General features: G+C 65.9%; 18 protein-coding genes. 3 read left to right on the forward strand and 15 right to left on the reverse strand.

Going from position 1 to position 20,425, the window contains the following annotated elements; genetic code table 11:
* Positions 1-50: 50 nt before the first annotated feature.
* Positions 51-2,204 (forward strand): mechanosensitive ion channel family protein, encoded by a 2,154-nt coding sequence (locus LRS53_RS12995; RefSeq protein ID WP_231356166.1) that lies wholly within the window; start codon positions 51-53, stop codon positions 2,202-2,204.
* A gap of 109 nt (positions 2,205-2,313) precedes the next feature.
* Positions 2,314-2,940 carry an SGNH/GDSL hydrolase family protein gene (locus tag LRS53_RS13000; RefSeq protein WP_231356167.1) on the forward strand — a complete coding sequence of 209 codons (627 nt, stop codon included), beginning with the start codon at positions 2,314-2,316 and terminating at the stop codon, positions 2,938-2,940.
* Between the two features lie 231 nt (positions 2,941-3,171).
* On the opposite strand, the gene LRS53_RS13005 is transcribed toward LRS53_RS13000, so the two are convergent.
* From LRS53_RS13005 to rlmM, 3 genes are all read right to left on the reverse strand, one after another.
* Positions 3,172-3,753 carry an Sbal_3080 family lipoprotein gene (locus tag LRS53_RS13005; RefSeq protein ID WP_231356168.1) on the reverse strand — a complete coding sequence of 194 codons (582 nt, stop codon included), beginning with the start codon at positions 3,751-3,753 and terminating at the stop codon, positions 3,172-3,174.
* A 75-nt stretch (positions 3,754-3,828) separates the two neighbouring features.
* Positions 3,829-4,068, reverse strand: a complete 240-nt coding sequence (gene tusA, locus LRS53_RS13010) for a sulfurtransferase TusA (RefSeq protein WP_231356169.1) — start codon at positions 4,066-4,068, stop codon at positions 3,829-3,831.
* 56 nt (positions 4,069-4,124) lie between these two features.
* A complete protein-coding gene (gene rlmM / locus LRS53_RS13015; RefSeq protein ID WP_231356170.1) occupies positions 4,125-5,186 on the reverse strand; it encodes a 23S rRNA (cytidine(2498)-2'-O)-methyltransferase RlmM in 1,062 nt (353 codons plus the stop codon).
* Between the two features lie 188 nt (positions 5,187-5,374).
* Here rlmM and acnA point away from each other — a divergent pair, with 188 nt between their 5' ends.
* The gene (acnA, locus tag LRS53_RS13020; protein ID WP_231356171.1) at positions 5,375-8,074 is read left to right on the forward strand and encodes an aconitate hydratase AcnA; all 2,700 of its coding nucleotides are present in this window, start codon (positions 5,375-5,377) and stop codon (positions 8,072-8,074) included.
* Between the two features lie 48 nt (positions 8,075-8,122).
* On the opposite strand, the gene LRS53_RS13025 is transcribed toward acnA, so the two are convergent.
* From LRS53_RS13025 to LRS53_RS13080, 12 genes are all read right to left on the reverse strand, one after another.
* Positions 8,123-9,016, reverse strand: coding sequence for a LysR family transcriptional regulator (locus LRS53_RS13025; RefSeq protein WP_231356172.1), 894 nt, complete (start codon positions 9,014-9,016; stop codon positions 8,123-8,125).
* Between the two features lie 129 nt (positions 9,017-9,145).
* Positions 9,146-10,327: an acyl-CoA dehydrogenase family protein gene (locus LRS53_RS13030; RefSeq protein WP_231356173.1), complete on the reverse strand. Its 1,182-nt coding sequence runs from the start codon at positions 10,325-10,327 to the stop codon at positions 9,146-9,148.
* The gene (locus LRS53_RS13035; protein ID WP_231356174.1) at positions 10,328-11,653 is read right to left on the reverse strand and encodes an LLM class flavin-dependent oxidoreductase; all 1,326 of its coding nucleotides are present in this window, start codon (positions 11,651-11,653) and stop codon (positions 10,328-10,330) included.
* Entirely contained in the window at positions 11,650-12,597 is a 948-nt protein-coding gene (locus LRS53_RS13040; RefSeq protein WP_231356175.1) for an ABC transporter substrate-binding protein, read from the reverse strand. Before LRS53_RS13040 ends, LRS53_RS13035 begins: the two co-directional genes overlap by 4 nt.
* Before the next feature lie 69 nt (positions 12,598-12,666).
* Positions 12,667-13,755 carry an LLM class flavin-dependent oxidoreductase gene (locus LRS53_RS13045; protein ID WP_231356176.1) on the reverse strand — a complete coding sequence of 363 codons (1,089 nt, stop codon included), beginning with the start codon at positions 13,753-13,755 and terminating at the stop codon, positions 12,667-12,669.
* 834 nt (positions 13,756-14,589) lie between these two features.
* Positions 14,590-15,456: an ABC transporter permease gene (locus LRS53_RS13050; protein ID WP_231356177.1), complete on the reverse strand. Its 867-nt coding sequence runs from the start codon at positions 15,454-15,456 to the stop codon at positions 14,590-14,592.
* 15 nt (positions 15,457-15,471) lie between these two features.
* Entirely contained in the window at positions 15,472-16,353 is an 882-nt protein-coding gene (locus LRS53_RS13055; RefSeq protein WP_017639670.1) for an ABC transporter ATP-binding protein, read from the reverse strand.
* A 14-nt stretch (positions 16,354-16,367) separates the two neighbouring features.
* On the reverse strand, positions 16,368-17,249 hold the full coding sequence (locus tag LRS53_RS13060; RefSeq protein WP_231356178.1) for a TauD/TfdA dioxygenase family protein: 882 nt from the start codon (positions 17,247-17,249) through the stop codon (positions 16,368-16,370).
* 26 nt (positions 17,250-17,275) lie between these two features.
* Positions 17,276-18,283: an ABC transporter substrate-binding protein gene (locus LRS53_RS13065; protein ID WP_231356179.1), complete on the reverse strand. Its 1,008-nt coding sequence runs from the start codon at positions 18,281-18,283 to the stop codon at positions 17,276-17,278.
* 136 nt (positions 18,284-18,419) lie between these two features.
* Positions 18,420-19,085: an aspartate/glutamate racemase family protein gene (locus tag LRS53_RS13070; protein WP_231356180.1), complete on the reverse strand. Its 666-nt coding sequence runs from the start codon at positions 19,083-19,085 to the stop codon at positions 18,420-18,422.
* 49 nt (positions 19,086-19,134) lie between these two features.
* Complete coding sequence (gene rraA, locus LRS53_RS13075) at positions 19,135-19,608, reverse strand: ribonuclease E activity regulator RraA (RefSeq protein WP_231356181.1); 474 nt, start codon at positions 19,606-19,608, stop codon at positions 19,135-19,137.
* Positions 19,609-19,638: 30 nt separating this feature from the next.
* Complete coding sequence (locus LRS53_RS13080) at positions 19,639-20,322, reverse strand: TerC family protein (protein WP_231356182.1); 684 nt, start codon at positions 20,320-20,322, stop codon at positions 19,639-19,641.
* Between the last annotated feature and the right edge of the window lie 103 nt (positions 20,323-20,425).

Genomic DNA, 20,425 nt, shown 5'->3' on the forward strand with positions numbered 1-20,425 from the left:
CCCTGCCGACCGGGACGAGGGTTTCCCTCTTTCGTGAGCGTGCGGCTTCGATGATCTTTCGCCTGCTACAACTCCTCTGCCTCTGCTTTCTGCTCATCGGCCCGGTCCAGGCCGCCCTGCCGGGGCTGCCGGGCACCCAGAAGGACCAGGTCGATCCGCAATTCGGTCAGTCCCTGGACCAGGTCATCAAGACCCTGGAAAGCGAGCAGCAGCGCAATCGCCTGCTGGCGGATCTCAAGAAACTGCAGGCGGCCCAGGCCAAGGCCGAACCCAGTGCTTCCCAGGGCGTGATCGGGCTGATCACCGACACCATGACGGTGGTCGAGCAACAGCTGCAGCGCGACAACCTGCGCCAACGCTGGCAGTACCAGCTGGAGCAGGCCGGTGCCGAACTGGCCGCGCTGGCACCGGCGCCCGAGCAGCGCCTCAACCTGCTCTCCGGCTTCGTCATCACCCTGGCCTTCTGGGCCGGCTGCGCCCTGGGCTTGAAAAGCATCAGTCACCGCCTGCGGGTGAGATTCGGACTGGCGGAGGAGTTGCCGCTCCAGCCGCGGACCCTGGATCTGGTGCGTTTCGCCCTGCGCAAGCTGGCGCCCTGGCTGCTGGCCTTCATTCTGACCCTGGTGGTGTCCCTGTGGCTGCCGGATTCGCTGGGCAAGACGGTGGCCGTTGCCCTGGCCTATGCCGCCGTCACCGGCCCGCTGTTCGCCGCCACGGTGGTGGTGATCTGCTCCCTGCCCAGCGGCGCCCATCGCAACCGCGCCCTGCTGATCCTGCGCCGACGCGCCTTCCGTCCCCTGTGGATCATCGGCAGCCTGGCCGCCCTCGGCGGCGCAGCCAGCGATCCGCACCTGGCCGAGACCCTAGGGCCCCACCTGGCCGCCGTCATCGCCATCGGGGCCAATATCTGCGCGGCGCTGCTCACCGCCCAGTTCGCCTTGAGATTCCGCCGCCCCATCGCCCACCTGATCCGCAACCAGCCGCTGGCCAAACGGCAGGCCCTGCGTGGCCTGCAGGGCGTGCGCCACCTGATCGCCCGGCTCTGGCACCTGCCGCTGCTGATCCTGGTGGCGGTATCGGTGGTGGCCACCTTCGTCTCCGCCGGCGACACCAGCGACGCCCTGCGTCGCGCGCTGCTGTTCGCCGTGACCATGGGCGCCGCCCTGGGCCTGAATGCGTTGGTACGGGCGCGGCTGCTGCGCCGCCGGCCCAGTGGACGCATCCAGGAAGCCTATGCCGAACGGCTGCGCGCCTTCTTCGTGCTGGTGCTGGGCATCGTCATCTGGCTGGTAGGCATCGAGCTGGCCCTGCGCGCCTGGAATCTCTCGCTGCTGAGATTCAGCCAGGGCGACGGCCATGCGGTCGCCAGCAAGTTCTTTGGCCTGGGCGGCACCCTGCTGCTGGCCTGGCTGGTGTGGATCCTGGCCGACACCGCCATCCACCGCGGCCTCAATCTGCACCGCGTCAGCCCCAACAACGCCCGCGCCCAGACCATGTTGCCGCTGATCCGCAACGTGCTGTTCCTGACCATCTTCGTCATCGCCCTGATCGTCGCCCTGGCCAACATGGGCGTGAACGTCACCCCGCTGCTGGCCGGTGCCGGCGTCATCGGCCTGGCGGTGGGCTTCGGCGCTCAAAGCCTGGTAGCCGACCTCATTACCGGGCTGTTCATCATCATCGAGGACTCCCTGGCCATTGGCGACTATGTCGACGTCGGCAACCACCTGGGCACCGTGGAGGGCCTGACCATCCGCACCGTGCGGTTGAGGGATATCGACGGCATCGTCCACACCATCCCCTTCAGCGAGATCAAGAGCATCCAGAACTACTCGCGGCAGTTCGGCTACGCCATCTTCCGCCTGCCGATCCCCCAGGCACTGTCGGTGGACAAGGCCATCGAGATGGTCCAGGAAGTCGGCCGCTCGCTGCGCCAGGACCCGCTGATGGGCCGGGACATCTGGTCACCGCTGGAGCTGCAGGGGGTGGAGAGCTTCGATTCCGGCATGGCCATCCTGAGATTCCGTTTCAAGACTGCGCCGATCAAGCAGTGGGAGGTCTCGCGCGCCTTCAACCTCAAACTCAAGCGCCACCTGGACGACGCCGGCATCGAACTGGCCTCGCCACGCATGAACGTGCGCTACGAGGTAGGCGGTTCGCCACTGGACCAGGCGACGCGGGGCAGCGAAGCGCCGAGCGAAGGCTGAGGTCGCTGCCACGACCGTCGGTTCTCGCGGCGCCGCGGAAAAGCCTCTAGGGTGGACGTCACTCTGTCCTGGCGAGGTCCTGACATGCCCCTGCGTACCCTGCTCTGCTATGGCGACTCCAACACCCACGGCACCCGGGCCGCTGACCCAGCCCGGCGTACTCGAGCGCTTCGGCTGGGACGAACGCTGGACCGGCGTCCTGGCCCGCGGCCTGGGCCGCGACTGGCGGGTGATCGAAGAAGGCCTGCCGGCGCGGACCACGGTGCATGACGACCCCATCGACGGCCACCACAAGAATGGCCTCACCTATCTCCGGCCCTGCCTGGAAAGCCAGCTGCCCGTGGATGTCCTGCTGCTGATGCTGGGTACCAACGACCTCAAGGCACGGCTGTCGGTGACGCCCGCGGACATCGCCAGTGCCCTGCAGGTGCTGCTGGAAGAGATCAAGCGCTGCAATGCCGGCCCGGACGGCGCTACGCCCAGGCTCATCGTCATGGCCCCGGCGCCCATCGAGGAAGTGGGCTTTCTCGGCGAGATCTTCGCCGGCGGCGCGGCCAAGTCTCGCCAACTGGCCGCACGCTATCGCCAGGTAGCCGAAGCCCAGGGCGCGACCTTCGTCGATGCCGGGGAAATCATTCAGGTAAGCCCAGTGGACGGCGTGCATTTCGAGGCGGACCAGCATCGCCGGCTAGGGGAGCATCTGCTGGGCGTGGTCAAAGGCTTGGGTGCTGCCTGAGCGTAGGCTGGACAACGGCATGCCCTTGTCCACGGGTTCGGGGCTCGACGGTGGAAAACGCTGCGCGGTTTTACACGTTACGGGGTGACGGGCATCGTCCTGTTGGGCTTCGACAATGGAGCCATCTCAACCCAACCTACGAAAGCCACCCCCGTGCGGTGGGGCCTTGGCTACGCGTCGTAGGTGGGCTGAGCGTAAGCGAAGCCCAACGTTACGGGCTCCACATTGAAGTCAGCGATCCAGACCATAGCGCTGCCGAAGCGCACGGTACTGATTGCTGTAGTCCTGATAGCTGAGGTTTTTTGCCTGAAGCGCAGCCAATTCGTCTTCAAAGGTCAGCCCGGCAGCTGCGGAGGTAGGGACAGCACTCGGGGTCGGTCTGGTGACAGGTGCGGGAGGCATCTGACCCAAGAGCTCATCTACCACCGGATTGATCTTTGTTGCGGTCCCCTGCCACTTCATAAGGGAGAAACCACCCTTACCCCGCAGGTGATAGTCAGCCTGACCCACCAGGCGCCCACTGGCGTCACGCAGGGTCAGCCCGGCAGCTGATAAGTAAGGCACGCCGTCCCAGGTTTGCCGCGCGGTGTACTCAAGAACGTATGGGCACTCGCGTGGCACCTGCGTATAGCTCTCGGTAGGCACACTGTGCCGAGCAAAGCCGGCCCGGACCACGGGGAGAAAGTCCTTCACCCAAACCGCAGGATTCTCCTGGATACATACCAAATCTGGGCGTACGGCGACGGGCTGGACCTGTACCGACGTGCACCCCGCGAGAATGAGCGAGACAACACCCAGCATCCTGGCTTTCATAAAAAGGCTTCCTTGCTTGCTAGATCACTTATTGTGAGCCAATTCACAATATCCAAGCGAGCTTTCGCGCAACCCTCACTCCACCTTCTTGCGAATCCAGTACAGATAACGCCCGTCCCCTTCGCTCTTTTCCACCAGTTCATGACCGAGGAAGACGCAGAACTTGGGGATGTCGCGCTGCGTGGAGGGGTCGGTGGCGATGACCTTGAGCAGGGCGCCGGGGGCGATGTCGCGCACCTTGTTGTGCAGCATCATCACCGGCTCCGGGCAATTGAGCCCGCTGGCATCGAGGGTGGTATCGGCTTCGAGGGTCATGGGGTCTCCAGGGATAGGACGGTTACAGCGATCTGCATTCAGAGCCTGATGGCGGCCTAGGGTTTCCGATCCAGCCGGCGCAGATGACAGGTCACTTCCTCGCGGTCGTGATACAGCTGCTTGCAGCCGATGGCGATACGCTGACCGCGATCGGCGAAATGGGCGTGCAGGCGTTCGAGGATGCCGGCCACTTCGCGATAGCGCTGCTTCATCGGCAACTTGAGATTGACCATCGCCTCGCGGCAGTGGCCCTCGCCGATCCAACGCTCGATCAGCGCCGCGGTGCGCGCGGGCTTCTCGACGATGTCGCAGACCATCCAGTCCACCGGGCGCTTGGGAACATAGGCATAGCCGTCGACCTGCAGGTGCTCCACCAGGCCGCTGTCCATCAGCGTCTCGTTCATCGGACCATTGTCCACCGCCGTCACCAGCATCTCGCGGGCCACCAACTGCCAGGTCCAGCCACCAGGCGCTGCGCCCAGGTCCACGGCGCGCATCTCCGGCGCCAGACGGGTCTCCCATTCGGCGCGGGGAATGAACTGGTGCCAGGCTTCTTCCAGCTTGAGCGTCGAGCGACTGGGGGCCTCGCGAGGAAACTTCAGCCGTGGGATGCCCATGGGCCAGAGCGCGGCGTTGTCCGGCTCGACCACGCCGACGAAGACTTCGCGGCCACTGAGAAAGGTCAGCTGCAGACGCGGCGCCCGCGCATCGTCTACCAGGCGGCCAGCTTTGCGCAGCGCCAGGGTCAGGGGACGTTCGAATTTCTTGCAGAAGGTGGAGAGCGCCTTACCGTCATTGGTATCGGGCATCTCCAAGGCCAGGCTGCCGCAGACGGGATAGCCCGCCAGCAGCTCCAGCAGCGGACCGATGCGGTCCTGCTCGGGCAGGCTGAGAAAGGCGCCACGGGACCACTGACGAGGGAAGATCAGCTCGCCGAAGGTGATGTTCTGCATCAACCGGGCGGCACCCTCGGCGTCGCCACAGACGAATTCCGCATAGGCCGCACCCGGCTTGCCCTTGGCGTAGCCGCCCACGCCGAGCAGCGCCGCCCGCTCGCCGAGTTCGGCGCAGACCTCGCCTTCGAATCCGGTACGGCACAGCAGCAACAGGGTATTCACGACAGGGCTTCCTCAAGGGGTCACGCAGGGCGCGCACTATACCCCAGCGCGCCGGCTGGGGAACGCCAGCGGCGGCTGTCGGTCCAGTACTACACCTAGAAAAATCAGTCCGCGCAGCGCTGGATCGGGTCTTGTCTGCCTTTCGAGGCCCGAACGGCCAGCGGGCAACCGTCGATAAGGAGACCCTGATGCCAGCCCTGGACAGCCTCAAAAGCCTCAAGACCCTGCAGGTAGGCGAGCGCACCTACCACTATTACAGCCTGCCCGACGCGGCCAAGACCCTGGGCACTCTCGACAAGCTGCCCAAGTCCCTCAAGGTGCTGCTGGAGAACCTGCTGCGCTGGGAAGACAACCAGACCGTTACCGGCGAGGACCTCCAGGCCCTGGCCGACTGGACCAAGACCCGCTCCGCCAATCGCGAGATTCAGTACCGGCCGGCGCGGGTGCTGATGCAGGACTTTACTGGCGTACCGGCAGTGGTCGACCTGGCCGCCATGCGCGAAGCCGTGGCCAAGGCCGGTGGCGATCCGCAACGCATCAATCCGCTCTCCCCCGTCGATCTGGTGATCGACCACTCGGTGATGGTGGACCGTTACGCCAGCGAAAACGCCTACCACGAGAACGTTGAGATCGAGATGGAGCGTAACGGCGAGCGCTATGCCTTCCTGCGCTGGGGCCAGAACGCCTTCGACAACTTCCGCGTGGTCCCGCCGGGCACCGGTATCTGCCACCAGGTTAACCTGGAGTACCTGGGCCGCACCGTCTGGACCAAGGACGAGGACGGTCGCACCTATGCTTTCCCCGACACCCTGGTGGGTACTGACTCCCACACCACCATGATCAATGGCCTGGGCGTGCTGGGCTGGGGCGTCGGCGGCATCGAGGCCGAGGCGGCCATGCTCGGCCAGCCGGTGTCCATGCTGATCCCCGAGGTGGTGGGCTTCAAGCTCACCGGCAAGCTGCACGAGGGCATCACTGCCACCGACCTGGTGCTGACCGTGACCCAGATGCTGCGCAAGAAGGGCGTGGTGGGCAAGTTCGTCGAATTCTTCGGTGATGGCCTGGCCACCCTGCCCCTGGCCGACCGCGCCACCATCGGCAACATGGCGCCGGAGTACGGCGCCACCTGCGGTTTCTTCCCGGTGGACCAGATCACCCTGGATTACCTGCGCCTGTCCGGTCGCCCCGAGGAAACCGTGCAACTGGTGGAGGCCTACACCCAGGCCCAGGGCCTGTGGCGCAATCCCGGCGACGAGCCGGTGTTCACCGACGTGCTGGAGCTGGACATGGGCGAAGTCCAATCCAGCCTGGCCGGCCCCAAGCGACCGCAGGATCGTGTGCTGCTCGGTGAGGTCGCCAAGACCTTTGGCGATTTCACTGCCCTGGCGCCGAAAAAAGCCGAGGCCCCCAAGGCTGGCAGTGGCGTGGAAGTCCAGCTCGACGGCCAGACCTTCCAGCTGGAGGACGGTGCCGTGGTGATCGCCGCCATCACCTCCTGTACCAATACCTCCAACCCCAGCGTCATGATGGCTGCCGGTCTGCTGGCGAAGAAGGCCGCCGAGAAAGGCCTGATGCGCAAGCCCTGGGTCAAGTCGTCTCTCGCCCCCGGCTCCAAGGTAGTGACCGACTACTACAACGCCGCCGGCCTCACCCCCTATCTCAACGACCTCGGTTTCGACCTGGTCGGCTATGGCTGCACCACCTGCATCGGCAACTCCGGTCCGCTGCTTGATCCCATCGAAAAGGCGATCCAGGACGCCGACCTCACGGTCGCCTCCGTACTTTCCGGCAACCGTAACTTCGAAGGCCGGGTGCATCCGCTGGTCAAGACCAACTGGCTGGCCTCGCCGCCGCTGGTGGTGGCCTATGCGCTGGCCGGCAGCGTCAAGGTCGATCTGACCCAGGAGCCACTGGGCACCGGCAATGACGGTCAGCCGGTCTATCTGAAAGACGTCTGGCCCACCCAGCAGGAAGTGGCCGACGCCGTGCAGAAGCTCGACACCGCCATGTTCCACAAACAATACGGCGCCGTATTCGACGGTGACGAGAAGTGGCAGGCGATCCAGGTGCCGGACGCCGAGACCTATGTCTGGGATGCCGACTCCACCTACATCCAGAATCCGCCCTTCTTCGAGACCATCGCCGGCGATCCGCCGCGTATCGCCGACATACACGATGCTCGCATCCTGGCGTTGCTGGGCGATTCGGTCACCACCGACCACATCTCCCCTGCCGGCAACATCAAGAAGGACAGCCCCGCCGGTCGCTACCTCGCCGAGCACGGCGTGGACTATGCCGACTTCAACTCCTACGGCTCCCGTCGTGGCAACCACGAAGTCATGATGCGTGGCACCTTCGCCAACATCCGTATCAAGAACGAGATGCTGGGCGGCGAGGAAGGCGGCAACACCTTCCACGTCCCCAGTGGCGAAAAGCTGTCGATCTACGACGCGGCCATGAAGTACGAGCTGGAAAACACCCCGCTGGTGATCATCGCCGGCAAGGAATACGGCACTGGTTCCTCCCGTGACTGGGCCGCCAAGGGCACCAACCTGCTGGGCGTGAAGGCCGTGGTCGCCGAGAGCTTCGAGCGCATCCACAGATCCAACCTGGTGGGCATGGGCGTGCTGCCGCTGCAGTTCAAGGACGGCGTCGATCGCAAGTCCCTGGGGCTGACCGGCAAGGAAAAGATCGCCGTGCTGGGCATCGACGGTGTCGAGTTGCGCCCGCGCATGCCGCTGACCCTGGAAGTCACCCGTGAGGATGGCAGCCTGGAAAGCGTCGAGGTGCTCTGCCGCATCGACACGCTCAATGAAGTGAGCTACTTCAAGGCCGGCGGCATCCTGCACTACGTGCTGCGGGAGTTCTTAGCGAAACCTGCGGCCTAAGCAGGCGTTAGCGGACGCCCGGTAGCCAGGCTACCGGGCGTTCTGCTGTCAGGAGGCTGCCAACAGCTGACTCGCCGCCCGCCCGAAGCCCTCGACCACCTCCTGCAGCGGCCCGAGAAAGCGCGGGTGGATCAGCCACAGCTGGATTTCCGGCTTGAAGTCCTTCAAGGGGATCACCGCCAGCCGTTCGCGATGGGCGCTCAAGGCCAGCAGCGGTGCCGGGACCAGGCCAAGGCCCTGGCCGTCCGCCACCAGGCCGAGCTGGAGTTCGGTGCCATAGGTTTCCAGATTGATGCGCAGCGCCTGGCCCTGCTCGGCCAGGGTGCGTTGCAGACTGGCGCGAAAGCCGCAGCCATCGGGATTGAGCACCCAGCCCTGCGTTTGGAGGTCGGCCAGGCGCTTGGGTTTGGCCGGCGCCTGCGCGCGGGCGCAGACCACCTGCAAGGGCATGGCGCCCAGGGCCTGGGCCTCGATACCGTCGGGAAAGACCTTGTTGGCCGGAAACAGCACCAGGGCGCCGTCCAGTTCGCCGTGCTCGATCCGGCTCACCAGTACGCTGCCCCAGCCGGTCGCCACCTGGGTGCGCAGCTCCGGGTAGCGGGTGCGGATGTCTTTCACGGCCTCCAGCAACAGCGCATCGCCCAGGGTCTGGGGTACGCCCAGGCGCAGCAGTCCAGACGGCGGGGTATCACCCGCCACCCGCTCGCGCAGGGCATCCATCTCGCGCAGAATGGCACGGCAATGACCGTAGACCTCCTGACCCAGGCGCGTTGGCTTGAGCGGCTTGGTGTGGCGGTCGAGCAACTCGACCCCGAGATCCTGCTCCAGGCTCTGCAGGCGCCGGGTGATGGCCGGCTGGGTAAGTCCCAGGGACAGCGCGGCGGCATTGAGGGAACCGCTGCGGAGCACCGCGACAAAGGCTTCGATATCGTCGGTCTTCATGAGGAGGCGCCTGACTTTTCGGTTCTGGACATGCATCCCAAGCATAACCCAGGCCCACCTCACCTGCCCTTGGTTCAGCACTACGTCGTCCACTCCACACTAAATCCACAGCGGTGATACGGACGTTCGTCAGGTATAGGCGCGGATATCGGGATACTGGCCTTTGACCGCATAACGACCAACCTCCAGTACCTTGTAGGCCAGTGGATCGTGCAGGCTGTGGGTGCGCACATCGCGCCAGAAGCGATCCAGGCCGAGACGGTTGTGCGTGGCGCGAGCGCCCAGGGCGTCGAACACGCGAGTTGTGACGTCCAGCGCGGTGCGCGCCGCCAGCACCTTGGCGCTGGCCACGGCAATGGCCGTCTCGCCGCGCAGTTCGGCGGTAAAGGCATCGTCGGCGTCGAGCAGCTCCTGTACCCATTGCGCCGCTAGATCGGCCAGGGCCACGGCGCCTTGGAGGGCGATCCAGAGTTCGCCCATCTGGCTCAGCACCAGTTGATCCTCGCTGGCGCGGGTGGCCAGGGAATGCACCCAGGGCCGCGCCTCTTCGTGCAGATAGCGTCGCGCCTCGCGCAGGGCGCCCTGGGCTGCCCCCAGGTAGTACTGGGTAAAAGCCGACTGGTTGACCGGGGTGCGGATCACCGCGGCGAAGTCGTCGGCGTCCTCCAGGTCGCAGATCTGGACCTCCTCGGCGCTGGCCCAGACGTCGGTAAGGGTAAAGCTGCCACTGTCGCTGCGGGCCACGCCGAAGTGATCCCAGTCATCGGCGTAGGCCAATCCGGGCCGGTCCGCCGGCAGGGTGACCATCAGCCGTGCGCCACTCTCCCGGTCGCGGGCGCTGATGGTGAGGCGGTCGGCAAAGGCGGCACCGCTACAGAAACCCTTGCGTCCGGTCAGGCGATAGCCACCGCCGGCGAGCGGAAGGGCCAGGATGTCGTCATCACGCGGATTGACCACCCCGGCCAGCCACAGACGGCCTTCCGCGATTTCCGCCAGTAGTCGGTCGCGCCTGGGCCGGGGCTCGCGCCGCAGGTTGACGGTATTGAGCAGGTGGTACCCATAGAGCAGGCCCACTGAACCATCACCGGCAGCGATCTCGCGCAGCACACGCATGGCCAGCGACCAGGGCTGACCGGCGCCCCCGAGGCGCACGGGTATGACCAGGTTGGTCAGGCCGCTGTCCTTGAGTCTTTGCAGCTGGGCGTCGGGACGAATGCGCTCGCGTTCGTCGGCCACCACCCGGGCGGCGAACTCCGCGCCGATTTCGCGGGCCAGCGTCAGCCAGCCAGCAGCCTCCTCGATCGTGCTCATCTAGTCCTCCAGGGGGCCGAGGCCCAGGTGATCTCTCAGGGTCGTGCCTTGGTACTGGCGCCGGAACAGCCCGCGGCGCTGCAGGTGCGGCACCACGCTCTCGCTGAATTCGACGAAGGAACCCGGCAGGTAGCCGGGGGAAATCACGAAGCCGTCGCACCCGCCGACTTCGAACCACTCGGCCAACTGGTCGGCGATCTGGGCAGCGGTACCCACCAGCTGCGGCACGCGGACACTGGCGGCGTAGCTGCGACCCAGTTCGGCCAGGGTGGTGCGCCGCCCCAGCGCCAGCAGCTTCTCGGCAGCGGCCAACGGCAGGTCGCCGACCTCGGCCACCTCGCCCAGGGCGGTGTCCAGGGTGAAGCGGGACAGGTCGATGTTGAGCTGGGAGCAGAGGGTGATCAGCCCCACTTCCGGTTGCGCCAGGGCGTTGTGCCGCTCCTGCTTGGCGCGCGCCTCGGCTTCGCTGCCGCCGATGAAGGGCATCACCGAAGTGAGGATCTTGCAGCGGTCGGGCGAGCGCCCCTGCTCCAGCACCTGGCGGCGGACATCGTCGCGAAAGGTGCGCATAGCGGCGAGGTTCGGCTGGATGGTGAAGATGGCTTCGGCCCAACGCGCGCCAAAGCGCCGGCCACGACCGCTGGAACCGGCCTGGATCAGCACCGGGCGCCCCTGGGGACTGCGCGGGATATTGAGCGGGCCCTCCACGCGGAACCAGTCGCCCTGGTGATCGAGGGCGCGCACCTGCGCGGGATCGGCCAGCACGCCGCCTTCGCGATCCAGCCGAAGAGCGCCTGGTCCCCAGCTGCGCCAGAGCTTGAGTGCCACTTCGACGAATTCATCGGCACGGTCGTAGCGCAGGTCGTGTTCCAGGTGGCGCTCCCTGCCGAACAGCCGGCCCTCGCTGTCGTTCATCGAGGTGACGATACTCCAGGCTGCGCGCCCGCGGGACAGGTGATCGAGGGTGGCGAAGGCCCGGGCGACATGGGCGGGTTCGTAGTAGGTGGTGGAGCGGGTGCAACCGAGGCCAAGGTGGCGGGTATGGGCCACCAGATAGGACAGCAGCGGCAGCGGGTCGAGGCGGGTGGCATCCTGGGCGCCCAGGCGCAGGGCGGTCTCCCGCGAGCCGCCGAGCTGATCGCCCACGGCCAGGCGGTCGGCGAAGAACAGGAAGTCGAACAGCCCCTCCTCCAGCGCCTTGGCCGCGCGGACGTAATAGTCCGGGTCGAGGAAGTCGCCCTGGGTTTCGGGGTGGCGCCAGACGGCGTGGCTATGGACGACCGGACCAGCCAGCAGGAAGCCGGCGAGGTGCAATTGGCGACTCATCGGCTGGCCTCCCGGGGCGCTTGCAGGTAGCGGTTGAAGCTCTGGTCATAGAGCGGCTTGACGTCGTACGGCTGTTGCAGCACCCCGGCCTTGACCAGGAAATCGGCGGTCTTCTGGCCGTCGCTCAAGGTCTGGGCGCTGATCGGCTCGACCCAGGTGGCGTCGCGGCGGAACCACCGTTCGGCGATGGCCGGATCGGAGTTGTTGCGCCTGGCCCAGGCCTGGGCATAGACATCGACGTGGTCGCGCGCCCAGCTGCGAGCGCGTTGCAAGCGGGCGATGAAATCGCCGATGGCGGCGCGGTTCTCGTCCAGGCGCTGGGTGTTGGCCACCACATAGACCGGTGCCGGCATCAGGTCCTTGGCGGTGACCAGCACCCGTCCGCCCTGGCGCTCTACCATGCTCACGTAGGGCTCCCAGGTGGCGGTGGCATCGAGGGTGCCCTGGCTCAAGGCGGCGACCGCCTCGGTGGGCATCAGGTAGCTGTAGCGCGGGGCATCGCTGGGCAGCCCGGCCTGTTCCAACGCCAAGTAGACCAGTTGCTGGCTCCAGAAACCCTTCCAGATGGCAACCCGCTTGCCGGCCAGGTCCGCCACCGTCTTGATGGGTGAATCCTTGCCGACCACGATGGCAGTGCCGTCCGGTCTATTGCGGGTCACCGCCACCACCTTGATCGGCCCACCCCGGGCGGCCAGGGCGATCACCGGGGTGTCGCCGACGATGCCCAGGTCGATGGAGCCGACATTGAGCGCCTCCACCACCGGGCCACCGGCGTTGAATCTCTTCCACTGAATCTCGTACGGCAGGTCCTTGAGTTCACCCGCCTGTTCCAGCAGGGTGCTGCTGTAGTAGAACTGGTCACCGATGGTGAGGGTGACCTCCTGGGCCAGGTTGGCGGAGGTGCCAGCCAGCAGGCCGGCGGCGAATAGCAATCCCTTGATCACGAAGGCGTCTCCTCGAAGGTATCGGGAGCGCTCCGTGGGTACGGTCGCGCAGGTGTCAGGTGTCGGGGTTCAACCAGTGCGGCGAGCACCGGCCAGGCGCGCGGCGACCTTCTGCCGGGTCAGGGGAATCAGTTCGCGGCCGTACTCGACGGCGTCGTTGAGCGGATCGAAGCCGCGGATCAGGAAGCTGTCGACGCCCAGGTCGTAGTAGTCCAGCAGGGCATCGGCCACCTGCTCGGCGGTGCCCACCAGGGCGGTGGAGTTGTGCCCGCCGCCGACCAGGGCGGCGATGCCGGTCCAGAGCCGGCGATCCACACGGTCGCCCAGGGCCACGGTATCGCGCAGACGCTGTGCCCCGACCGCTTCGGGTTTGGCGGGATGCACGGCGCCGTCGGCGGCGAGGCGCGCCTTGGCCTGCTGGCGGATGGCCTCGGCCTTGGCCCAGGCATCATCCTCGGTGTCGCCAAGGATCACCCGGAAGGACACGTTGAACTTCGGGGTACGGCCATGGCGCGCCGCCTCGGCGCGGACCGCAGCGATGGTCTCGCGGGTCTGGGCCAGGGATTCGCCCCACAGCGCGAAGACATCGGCGTGCTTGCCGGCCACCCGCAATGCGGCTGGCGAGGAACCGCCGAAATAGACCGGCAGGCTCCGCTGCTGCAGCGGCTTGATGGCGGAGAAGCCCTTCGCCACCCGGTAATGTTCGCCCTCGTGATCGAAGGGCTGGGTGCTGGTCCACTCCTGGCGGACCACGTCGAGGAATTCCTCGGTGCGGGCATAGCGCTGGTCGTGGTCGAGCCAGTCGCCGTCCTTGCGCTGCTCCCTATCGCTGCCACCACTGATGATGTGCACCGCCAGGCGACCGTCGAGCAGATGATCGAGGGTCGCCAGCTTGCGCGCCGCCAGGGTCGGGGCGACGAAACCGGGACGGTGGGCCAGCAGGAACTTGAGCGTCCGGGTGGCCTGCCCCGCCAGGGCGGTGACCAGGAAGCCGTCGGGCTGATCGGACCAGTAGCCGACCAGGATGCGATCGAAGTCGGCCTGCTCATGGGCCTGGGCGAAGCGGGTGATATAGCCCTTGTCGAAGATGGGACCGGAGGGGGCGATGATCTCCGAGGTGAGGCGGTGGCCGATCATGCCGAGGAATTGGACGCTCATGGTGGTGGATCCCGTGCCGAGGTAAGGGGACGCCTTCAGGAAGGCGTTGGCTGGGTTCCACCTTAGGCAGCCAGGGCATAAGAAGGAAATTCCTTATGCGCATATCCTAATTCGAGTTTTATTTACTGTGCGCATTTAAGACGGATTAGCGTAGAGCTTACTGTCATGACTGCGATGGCACCGTAGCGCGGAAAACGGCGCAGCCTTTTCCACCGGTGGATCGGGTGTGGAGGTGCCCTCACCCCAGCCCTCTCCCAGGGGGAGAGGGAGTGGTCCGAGCGAAGGTCTAGATCCGCTGCTTCCCGACCAAAGCCCGTGCATTGTTGGGCTTCGACGGAAGAGCCGTCTCAACCCAACCTACAGCGTGTTCCCCAGGTTGGGCTGAGCACCGTAGCGTGGAAAACGGCACAGCCTTTTCCGCTGGAAGATCGGATGTGGGGGCGCCCTCACCCCAGCCCTCTCCCAGGGGGAGAGGGGGCGCTGCGAGCGAGGGTCTAGATAGGCTGCTTCCCGGCCAAAGCCCGTGCATTGTTGGGCTTCGACGGAAGAGCCGTCTCAGCCCAACCTACAGCGTGTCCCCTAGGTTGGGCTGAGCACCGTAGCGTGGCAAACGGCGCAGCCTTTTCCACTGCAGGATCAGGTGCAGGGGCGCCCTCACCCCAGCCATCTCCCAGGGGGAGAGGGGGCGGCCCGAATGAGGGTTGAGAAGTGTTGGTCCCGGGGCAGATCCGGTGGTTTGTTGGGCTTCGACGGTGGAGCCGTCTCAACCCAAGCTACGGTGCTATCCCGTAGGTTGGGTTGAGCGGAGCGAAGCCCAACATCCCAGGCAAGACCCTACCGCTGCATCCCCCACTTCTTCACCGTCAGCCGTTCCAGGGTGGCGAACACCAGGCCTTCCACCAGCAGGCCGATGATGATCACCGCGGCCAAGCCGGCGAAAACGCGGTCGGTGTAGAGCTCGTTGCGATTCTGGAAGATGTACCAGCCCAGGCCGCCCTTGCCGCTGGAGGCGCCGAACACCAGCTCGGCGGCGATCAGGGTGCGCCAGGCGAAGGCCCAGCCGATCTTGAGGCCCGAGACGATGGCCGGCAGCGCCGCCGGGATGAGGATCAGCCCGACGTACCTCAGCCCCTTGAGGCCATAGTTGCGCCCGGCCATGCGCAGGGTGTCGGAGACGCCGAGAAAACCCGAGTAGGTGTTCAGCGCCATGGGCCAGAGCACCGAATGCACCAGCACGAACACCAGGCTGTTCTCGCCTAGGCCGAACCAGAGCAGCGCCAGCGGCAACAAGGCGATGGCCGGCAGCGGATTGAACATCGAGGTCAGGGTGCCGAGCAGGTCGCGACCGAACTGGGTGGAGACGGCCAGGGCGCTCAGCGCCAGGGCCAGCACCACACCCAGCAGATAGCCCTTGAGCAAGGTACCCAGGGAGATGGCGACCTTGGCGGGTAACTCACCGGTGACCAGCCCATCCCAGAAGGCCACGGCGGTCTGCAGGAAGCTGGGCAGCAGCAATTCGTTGCCCTGCCAGCGGGCGGCTACTTCCCAGGCCAGCATCAGGATCGCCAGGATCACCAGCTTGCGCAGCCAGGCCTGGCTCCACAGGCGCGTGGCCAGAGGGAGCTCCACCGCCAGCGGCAAGTCGTTGAGGGGCGCGAGGTCCCGTTGGTATTCGGCCCGCACCGGGGGCTGTCGAGTCATGGGTCCACCTCGAAACTAGTAGGAAATGCGGCCCTGGACGATGGCCTGCTGCAGGCGCAGGCGCTCGTCGGCGACCTCCGGCGGCAGGGTCTGGACGTCGTCGGGGAACAGCAGGTTGTGGATGCGCAGTGCGGTGCTCTGGAATTCGGCGCCGCCAAAGTCCTCGAGGCCGAACTGGTGGCAGTTGAGTTCCGCGCGGACCCGGCCCGGATGGGGCGACAGCAGCAGGATGCGATTGCCCACCACCAGCGCCTCCTCGATGGAGTGGGTGACGAACAGCAGGGTGAAGCGCACCTCGTCCCAGAGCGCCAGGAGCTCTTCCTGCATCTTGCGGCGAGTCAGGGCGTCCAGGGCGGCGAAGGGTTCGTCCATCAGCAGGATCTTGGGCTGCATGGCCAGGGCGCGAGCGATGGCCACCCGCTGCTTCATGCCGCCGGAAAGATGATGCGGATAGGCGTCGACGAAGCGCGCCAGGCCGACCTTGTCCAGGTAGTGCAGCGCCCGCTCGCGCGCCTCGCCACGACTGGCCTGGCGACTGGCGAGCAGCGGGAACATGGTGTTCTCCAGCACCGTCTTCCACGGCGGCAGCTGGTCGAATTCCTGGAACACCACGATGCGATCCGGCCCCGGTCCCTTGACCGGCTGGCCGTCCAGACGGATCTCGCCGTGCAGCGGCGGCAGAAAGCCCGCCACCGACTTGAGCAGACTGGACTTGCCGCAGCCGGACGGCCCGAGCAGCACGAAACGGTCGGCGCCATGCACCTCGAAAGATACCTGGTGGGTAGCCCGCACCCGGCGTTCGCGGGTGCGGTATTCGAGGTCGAGATCCTGCACCTGCAGCAGCGGCTGGGTCTGCGCCAGGGTCAGGTGCGGACGGGAAGCTAGAGGGGCATTCATGGTCGTCTCCTCCCTTAAAACGGCGCATCGCCCTGGATGGTGGTGCGATACAGCTTGCGCCGCAGATGATTGGGGCAGCCGGCCGCCAGGTGCAGCAGCGAGCGGTTGTCCCAGAACACCAGGTCGTGGGGCTGCCACTGGTGGCGATAGAGGTGCTCGGGCTTGACGCTGTGGGCATAGAGCTCGGCCAGCAGCTCGCGACTCTCGTCTTCCGGCAGGCCGACGATGTGGGTGGTGAACCCCTCGCTGACAAACAGCGCCTTGCGGCCATTTTCCGGATGAGTACGTACCACCGGATGCACCACCGCCTTGACCTCGGCCAGTTGCGCGGCGGTCAGGGTCGGTCGCCAGTTGCCCTCGAACTTGGGCTTGGCGTAGGTGGCGGTATAGGAATGCTCGGCCTGGAGACCCTCGACCTGGCGCTTGAGCGCCGCTGGCAGGGTGTCGTAGGCCAGGTGCATGTTGGCGAAGAGGGTATCGCCGCCCTCTTCCGGCAATTCCTGGGCATGCAGCATGGAACCCAGGCTCGGCAGCTCCTTGTAGGAGAGATCCGAGTGCCAGAACTTACCAGCATCGCCCAGGCCGATCGGCTGACCGCCTTCGACGATGTTGGAGACGATGAGGATCTCCGGGTGGCCGGCCAGGTGGAATTGCTTGAGCACATGGATCTGCAACTCGCCGAAGCGGCGACTGAAGGCGATCTGCTCCTCGGGGATGATGCGCTGGTCGCGGAACACCACCACATGGTGGTCCAGGTGGGCGCGATGAACGCGGGCGAAGTCTTCGGCATTGAGCGGCTGGGCCAGATCGATGCCGAGGATCTCGGCGCCCAGGTTGCCGAAGGGACGGATCTCGAAAGTCTGGCCGGCGGCCGGACGTGGGGAAGCGAGAGTCATTGGAGTGTTCTCCTTGGTGGTCCAGCTCAGCTGCCGGGACGCTCGTGGGCTTCGGGGAAGAAGTAGTCCTGCCAGGAGGCAGCCTGGTGTTTCAGCACGCCCAGCTCATGCAGCTTCTGGGCGTAGACGAAGGTCCGCTGGGGCTCGACGGTGAACTCGATCTCCGGGTCCTCGACGATTCGCTGCACCAGGGCCAGCGGCAGCTTGGAATGCTCGACGCGGATATAGGCCTCGGCGGCCGCGGTCTTGTTGGCGCGGATGAAGGCGGCGGCTTCCACCAGGGCGCCGTAGAAGGCGCGGTAGGTCTTGGGATTCTCGTCGTGAAATTTCTCGGTGGTGTAGAGCACGTTGAAGGTGCCCGGACCGCCAAGGACGTCGTAGCTGCTGAGGATGCGATGGACCCGGGGATTCTCCAGCGCCTGGTACTGGAACGGTGGGCTGGAGAAATGGGTAGTGATCTCGGAGCCGCCCGCTATCAGGGCGGCACTGGCATCCGGGTGCGGCAGACTCACGCTGATGGCATCGAATTTCTTGAACTGGGCGTCACCGAACACCTTGGCGGTCTCGATCTGCAGGGTACGCGACTGGAAGCCCACGCCCGCCGCCGGCACGGCGATGCGATCCTGGTCGGTCAAATCCTTGATCGACCTGACCTCGGCGCGATTGCTCAGCAGGAAGTTGGGCATGGCGCCCAGGGCGGCGATGGCCTTGACGTTCTGTCGTCCGCGGGTGCGATCCCAGACCGTCAGCATCGGCGGTACCCCGGCGGAGACCACGTCGACCGAGCCGGCCAGCAGCGCCTCGTTCATGGCGGTGGCGCCGGAGATGCTGTTCCAGTCCACCTGGATGTCCAGGCCGGCGGCCTTGCCGTGCTTCTCGATCAACTGCTGATCGCGCACCACGTCGAGGATCAGATAGCCGATGCCGAATTGCTGGGCGATGCTGATCCTGCCCTCGGCGGCGGCACTGCCCGCGAAGCCCAGGGCACCTACCACGGCGGCGATCACCGCCAAGCCCTTCCCTACCCTGCTCATCCTTACGCTCCGTGCCGACTGGCCATCCGAAAGCGTTATAGGCTAATGAGCTGTTATAACTTTTGGTAAAGACGGAATTTGACTAACCATATGCACGGAGATGCGGGACCGGGTGAATTCGATCGCTGGAAAGGTCCTAGTCTTCAAGCAGCTGTCGCAGCCGCCGCACGGCGCTGGCCGGCGTGGTAAGCACCGAGCCGCCCCAGGCGGCTTCGCTGGCCGATTGCGCGGCGGTCATGGAAAACTGCGCGAAGCAGAGCACGTCATAGTCGCCGCGTAGCCGCTCTGCAGCCGCGGCGATAAGGGCGTCGTGGCGGGCCTGGTCACCCGCCTGCAGGGCTTCTAGCGCGCCTTCGCAGAGGATCGGTGTGATGTCCGCTGCCTGGCCACGGCGGCTTGCCTCGAGCTCGAAGTCGTTGACGATGGCCGCGCCCGCCGGACCGAAGGTGGTCAGGGCGGCGATGCGCCCGCCCCTAGCCAGGGCCTCCTGCACCATGGCCTCGTTGGGCTTGAGGACCGGTCGTCGATAGCGGCGCTGGCAGGCTTCGATAGCGCTGGAAAAGGCCGAGCAGGTAAAGAGCACGGCGTCGGCCTGGGCGCGAAAGGCATGCTCGGCCAGGTCCTGGATACGCTGGTCCAGTGCTGGCGTACTGCCGCCAGCGGTGCTGGCGTCTTTCGACAGCGAGTCGTCCCAGAGATCGAAGCGCAGCGCCTCGGGCCAACCCTGGGCGAAGGCCGCGTTGATGGGCTCGATGGCGATGCGGGTGGCGTGAATCAGAAAGATCCGTTTGGCGGCGGTCATGGCGAAAGCACTCGTGTAGGGCCGCCTGAACGGCGGCCGATAGGCGCACCTAGCGGGCGTCGAGAATGATCACGCCGTCGGCATCGGCATAGAGTTGATCACCACTGCGGATCGTCTGCCCGGCGAAGGTCACTGCCTCGCCGATCTGGCCTTCGTTGCGCTTGACCGATTTGCGCGGCGAGACGCCCAGCGCCTTGACCGCCAGCGGCAGTCCCGCCAGCACCGCCTTGTCGCGGACCTGGCCATAGATGAGCGCACCGGCCCAGCCGTTCTTCATCAGGTCCTCGGCGATGATGTCGCCGAGCAGCGCGCAACGGTCGCTGCCACCACCATCGACCACCAGCACGCGTCCCTCGCCCGGCTGCTGGCTCAATTCCTTGATCCGCGAGTTGTCCTCGAAGCACCTGACCGTCAGCGCCGGTCCGGCGAAATCGGTGCGGCCGCCCAGGTCCTGGAAGATCGGCTGCAGGACTCGCGCCTGGTCGCCATGCTCGTCGCACAGGTCGGTGGTCTTGAAGGTCATGGTGAGGCTCCTTGATGGTCGAAAGATCGGTCAGGCCGTAACCGTTCGCCGTGCCAGTAGCCGGCCGGTCACGAGCACGATGAGGACGCCGAGGACGCCAGCCGCATAGGGGGCCCAGTGCAGGTCGGCGGTACCGAGCCAAGCCTGCAGGAGCTCGTCGCTGGCGATCAGCTTGCCGGCGATCCAGCCAAGCAGGGCCGCCCCGGCCATAACCAGCCAGCGGAAGCGTTCCATCAGGCGCAGGATGAGCTGGCTGCCGAAAATGATGATGGGGATGCTGATGAGCACCCCGGTGACGGCCAGGCCCAGATGGCCCTGGGCTGCGCCGGCCACGGCGATGACGTTGTCCAGACTCATCACCACATCGGCCACCATGATGATCCAGATGGCCTGGCCCAGGGTGGTACCGGCCTTGACGTCGGCCTCGTCGTTCTCGGGCACCAGCAACTTGATGCCGATCCACAGCAGCAGCACGCCGCCCACCACCTTGAGCAGCGGCCAGCCCAGCACGTAGCTGGCGACGAACAGCAGCAGGATGCGCAGGATCACGGCACCCGCCACCCCGCCCAGGATGGCCTTGCGACGTTGCGCTTCCGGCAGACGCCGGCAGGCCAGGGCGATCACCACGGCGTTGTCGCCGCCGAGCAGGATATCGATGATGACGATCTGGAGCAGACTGGTCAGGAAGACCGGATCGGACAGGGCGGTAAGCAAGGTGGACCTCGTCTATTTAGGAGCTGACGTCCCTTGGGCAGCAACAGCCCGTAATGATTTCAGGTCACTATTATTGTCTTTTATATCAATACAGAACAATATT

The sequence above is a fragment of the Pseudomonas sp. PLB05 genome (assembly GCF_021106615.1).
GTDB lineage: Bacteria > Pseudomonadota > Gammaproteobacteria > Pseudomonadales > Pseudomonadaceae > Chryseomonas > Chryseomonas benzopyrenica.

Bases quoted from the DNA above. Each gene is read 5' to 3' on its own strand.
- LRS53_RS12995 (WP_231356166.1), top strand. From the start codon at position 51: ATGATCTTTCGCCTGCTACAACTCCTCTGCCTCTGCTTTCTGCTCATC.
- LRS53_RS13000 (WP_231356167.1), top strand. From the start codon at position 2,314: ATGGCGACTCCAACACCCACGGCACCCGGGCCGCTGACCCAGCCCGGC.
- LRS53_RS13005 (WP_231356168.1), bottom strand. From the start codon at position 3,753: ATGAAAGCCAGGATGCTGGGTGTTGTCTCGCTCATTCTCGCGGGGTGC.
- tusA (WP_231356169.1), bottom strand. From the start codon at position 4,068: ATGACCCTCGAAGCCGATACCACCCTCGATGCCAGCGGGCTCAATTGC.
- acnA (WP_231356171.1), top strand. From the start codon at position 5,375: ATGCCAGCCCTGGACAGCCTCAAAAGCCTCAAGACCCTGCAGGTAGGC.
- LRS53_RS13025 (WP_231356172.1), bottom strand. From the start codon at position 9,016: ATGAAGACCGACGATATCGAAGCCTTTGTCGCGGTGCTCCGCAGCGGT.
- LRS53_RS13030 (WP_231356173.1), bottom strand. From the start codon at position 10,327: ATGAGCACGATCGAGGAGGCTGCTGGCTGGCTGACGCTGGCCCGCGAA.
- LRS53_RS13035 (WP_231356174.1), bottom strand. From the start codon at position 11,653: ATGAGTCGCCAATTGCACCTCGCCGGCTTCCTGCTGGCTGGTCCGGTC.
- LRS53_RS13045 (WP_231356176.1), bottom strand. From the start codon at position 13,755: ATGAGCGTCCAATTCCTCGGCATGATCGGCCACCGCCTCACCTCGGAG.
- LRS53_RS13050 (WP_231356177.1), bottom strand. From the start codon at position 15,456: ATGACTCGACAGCCCCCGGTGCGGGCCGAATACCAACGGGACCTCGCG.
- LRS53_RS13055 (WP_017639670.1), bottom strand. From the start codon at position 16,353: ATGAATGCCCCTCTAGCTTCCCGTCCGCACCTGACCCTGGCGCAGACC.
- LRS53_RS13060 (WP_231356178.1), bottom strand. From the start codon at position 17,249: ATGACTCTCGCTTCCCCACGTCCGGCCGCCGGCCAGACTTTCGAGATC.
- LRS53_RS13065 (WP_231356179.1), bottom strand. From the start codon at position 18,283: ATGAGCAGGGTAGGGAAGGGCTTGGCGGTGATCGCCGCCGTGGTAGGT.
- LRS53_RS13070 (WP_231356180.1), bottom strand. From the start codon at position 19,085: ATGACCGCCGCCAAACGGATCTTTCTGATTCACGCCACCCGCATCGCC.
- rraA (WP_231356181.1), bottom strand. From the start codon at position 19,608: ATGACCTTCAAGACCACCGACCTGTGCGACGAGCATGGCGACCAGGCG.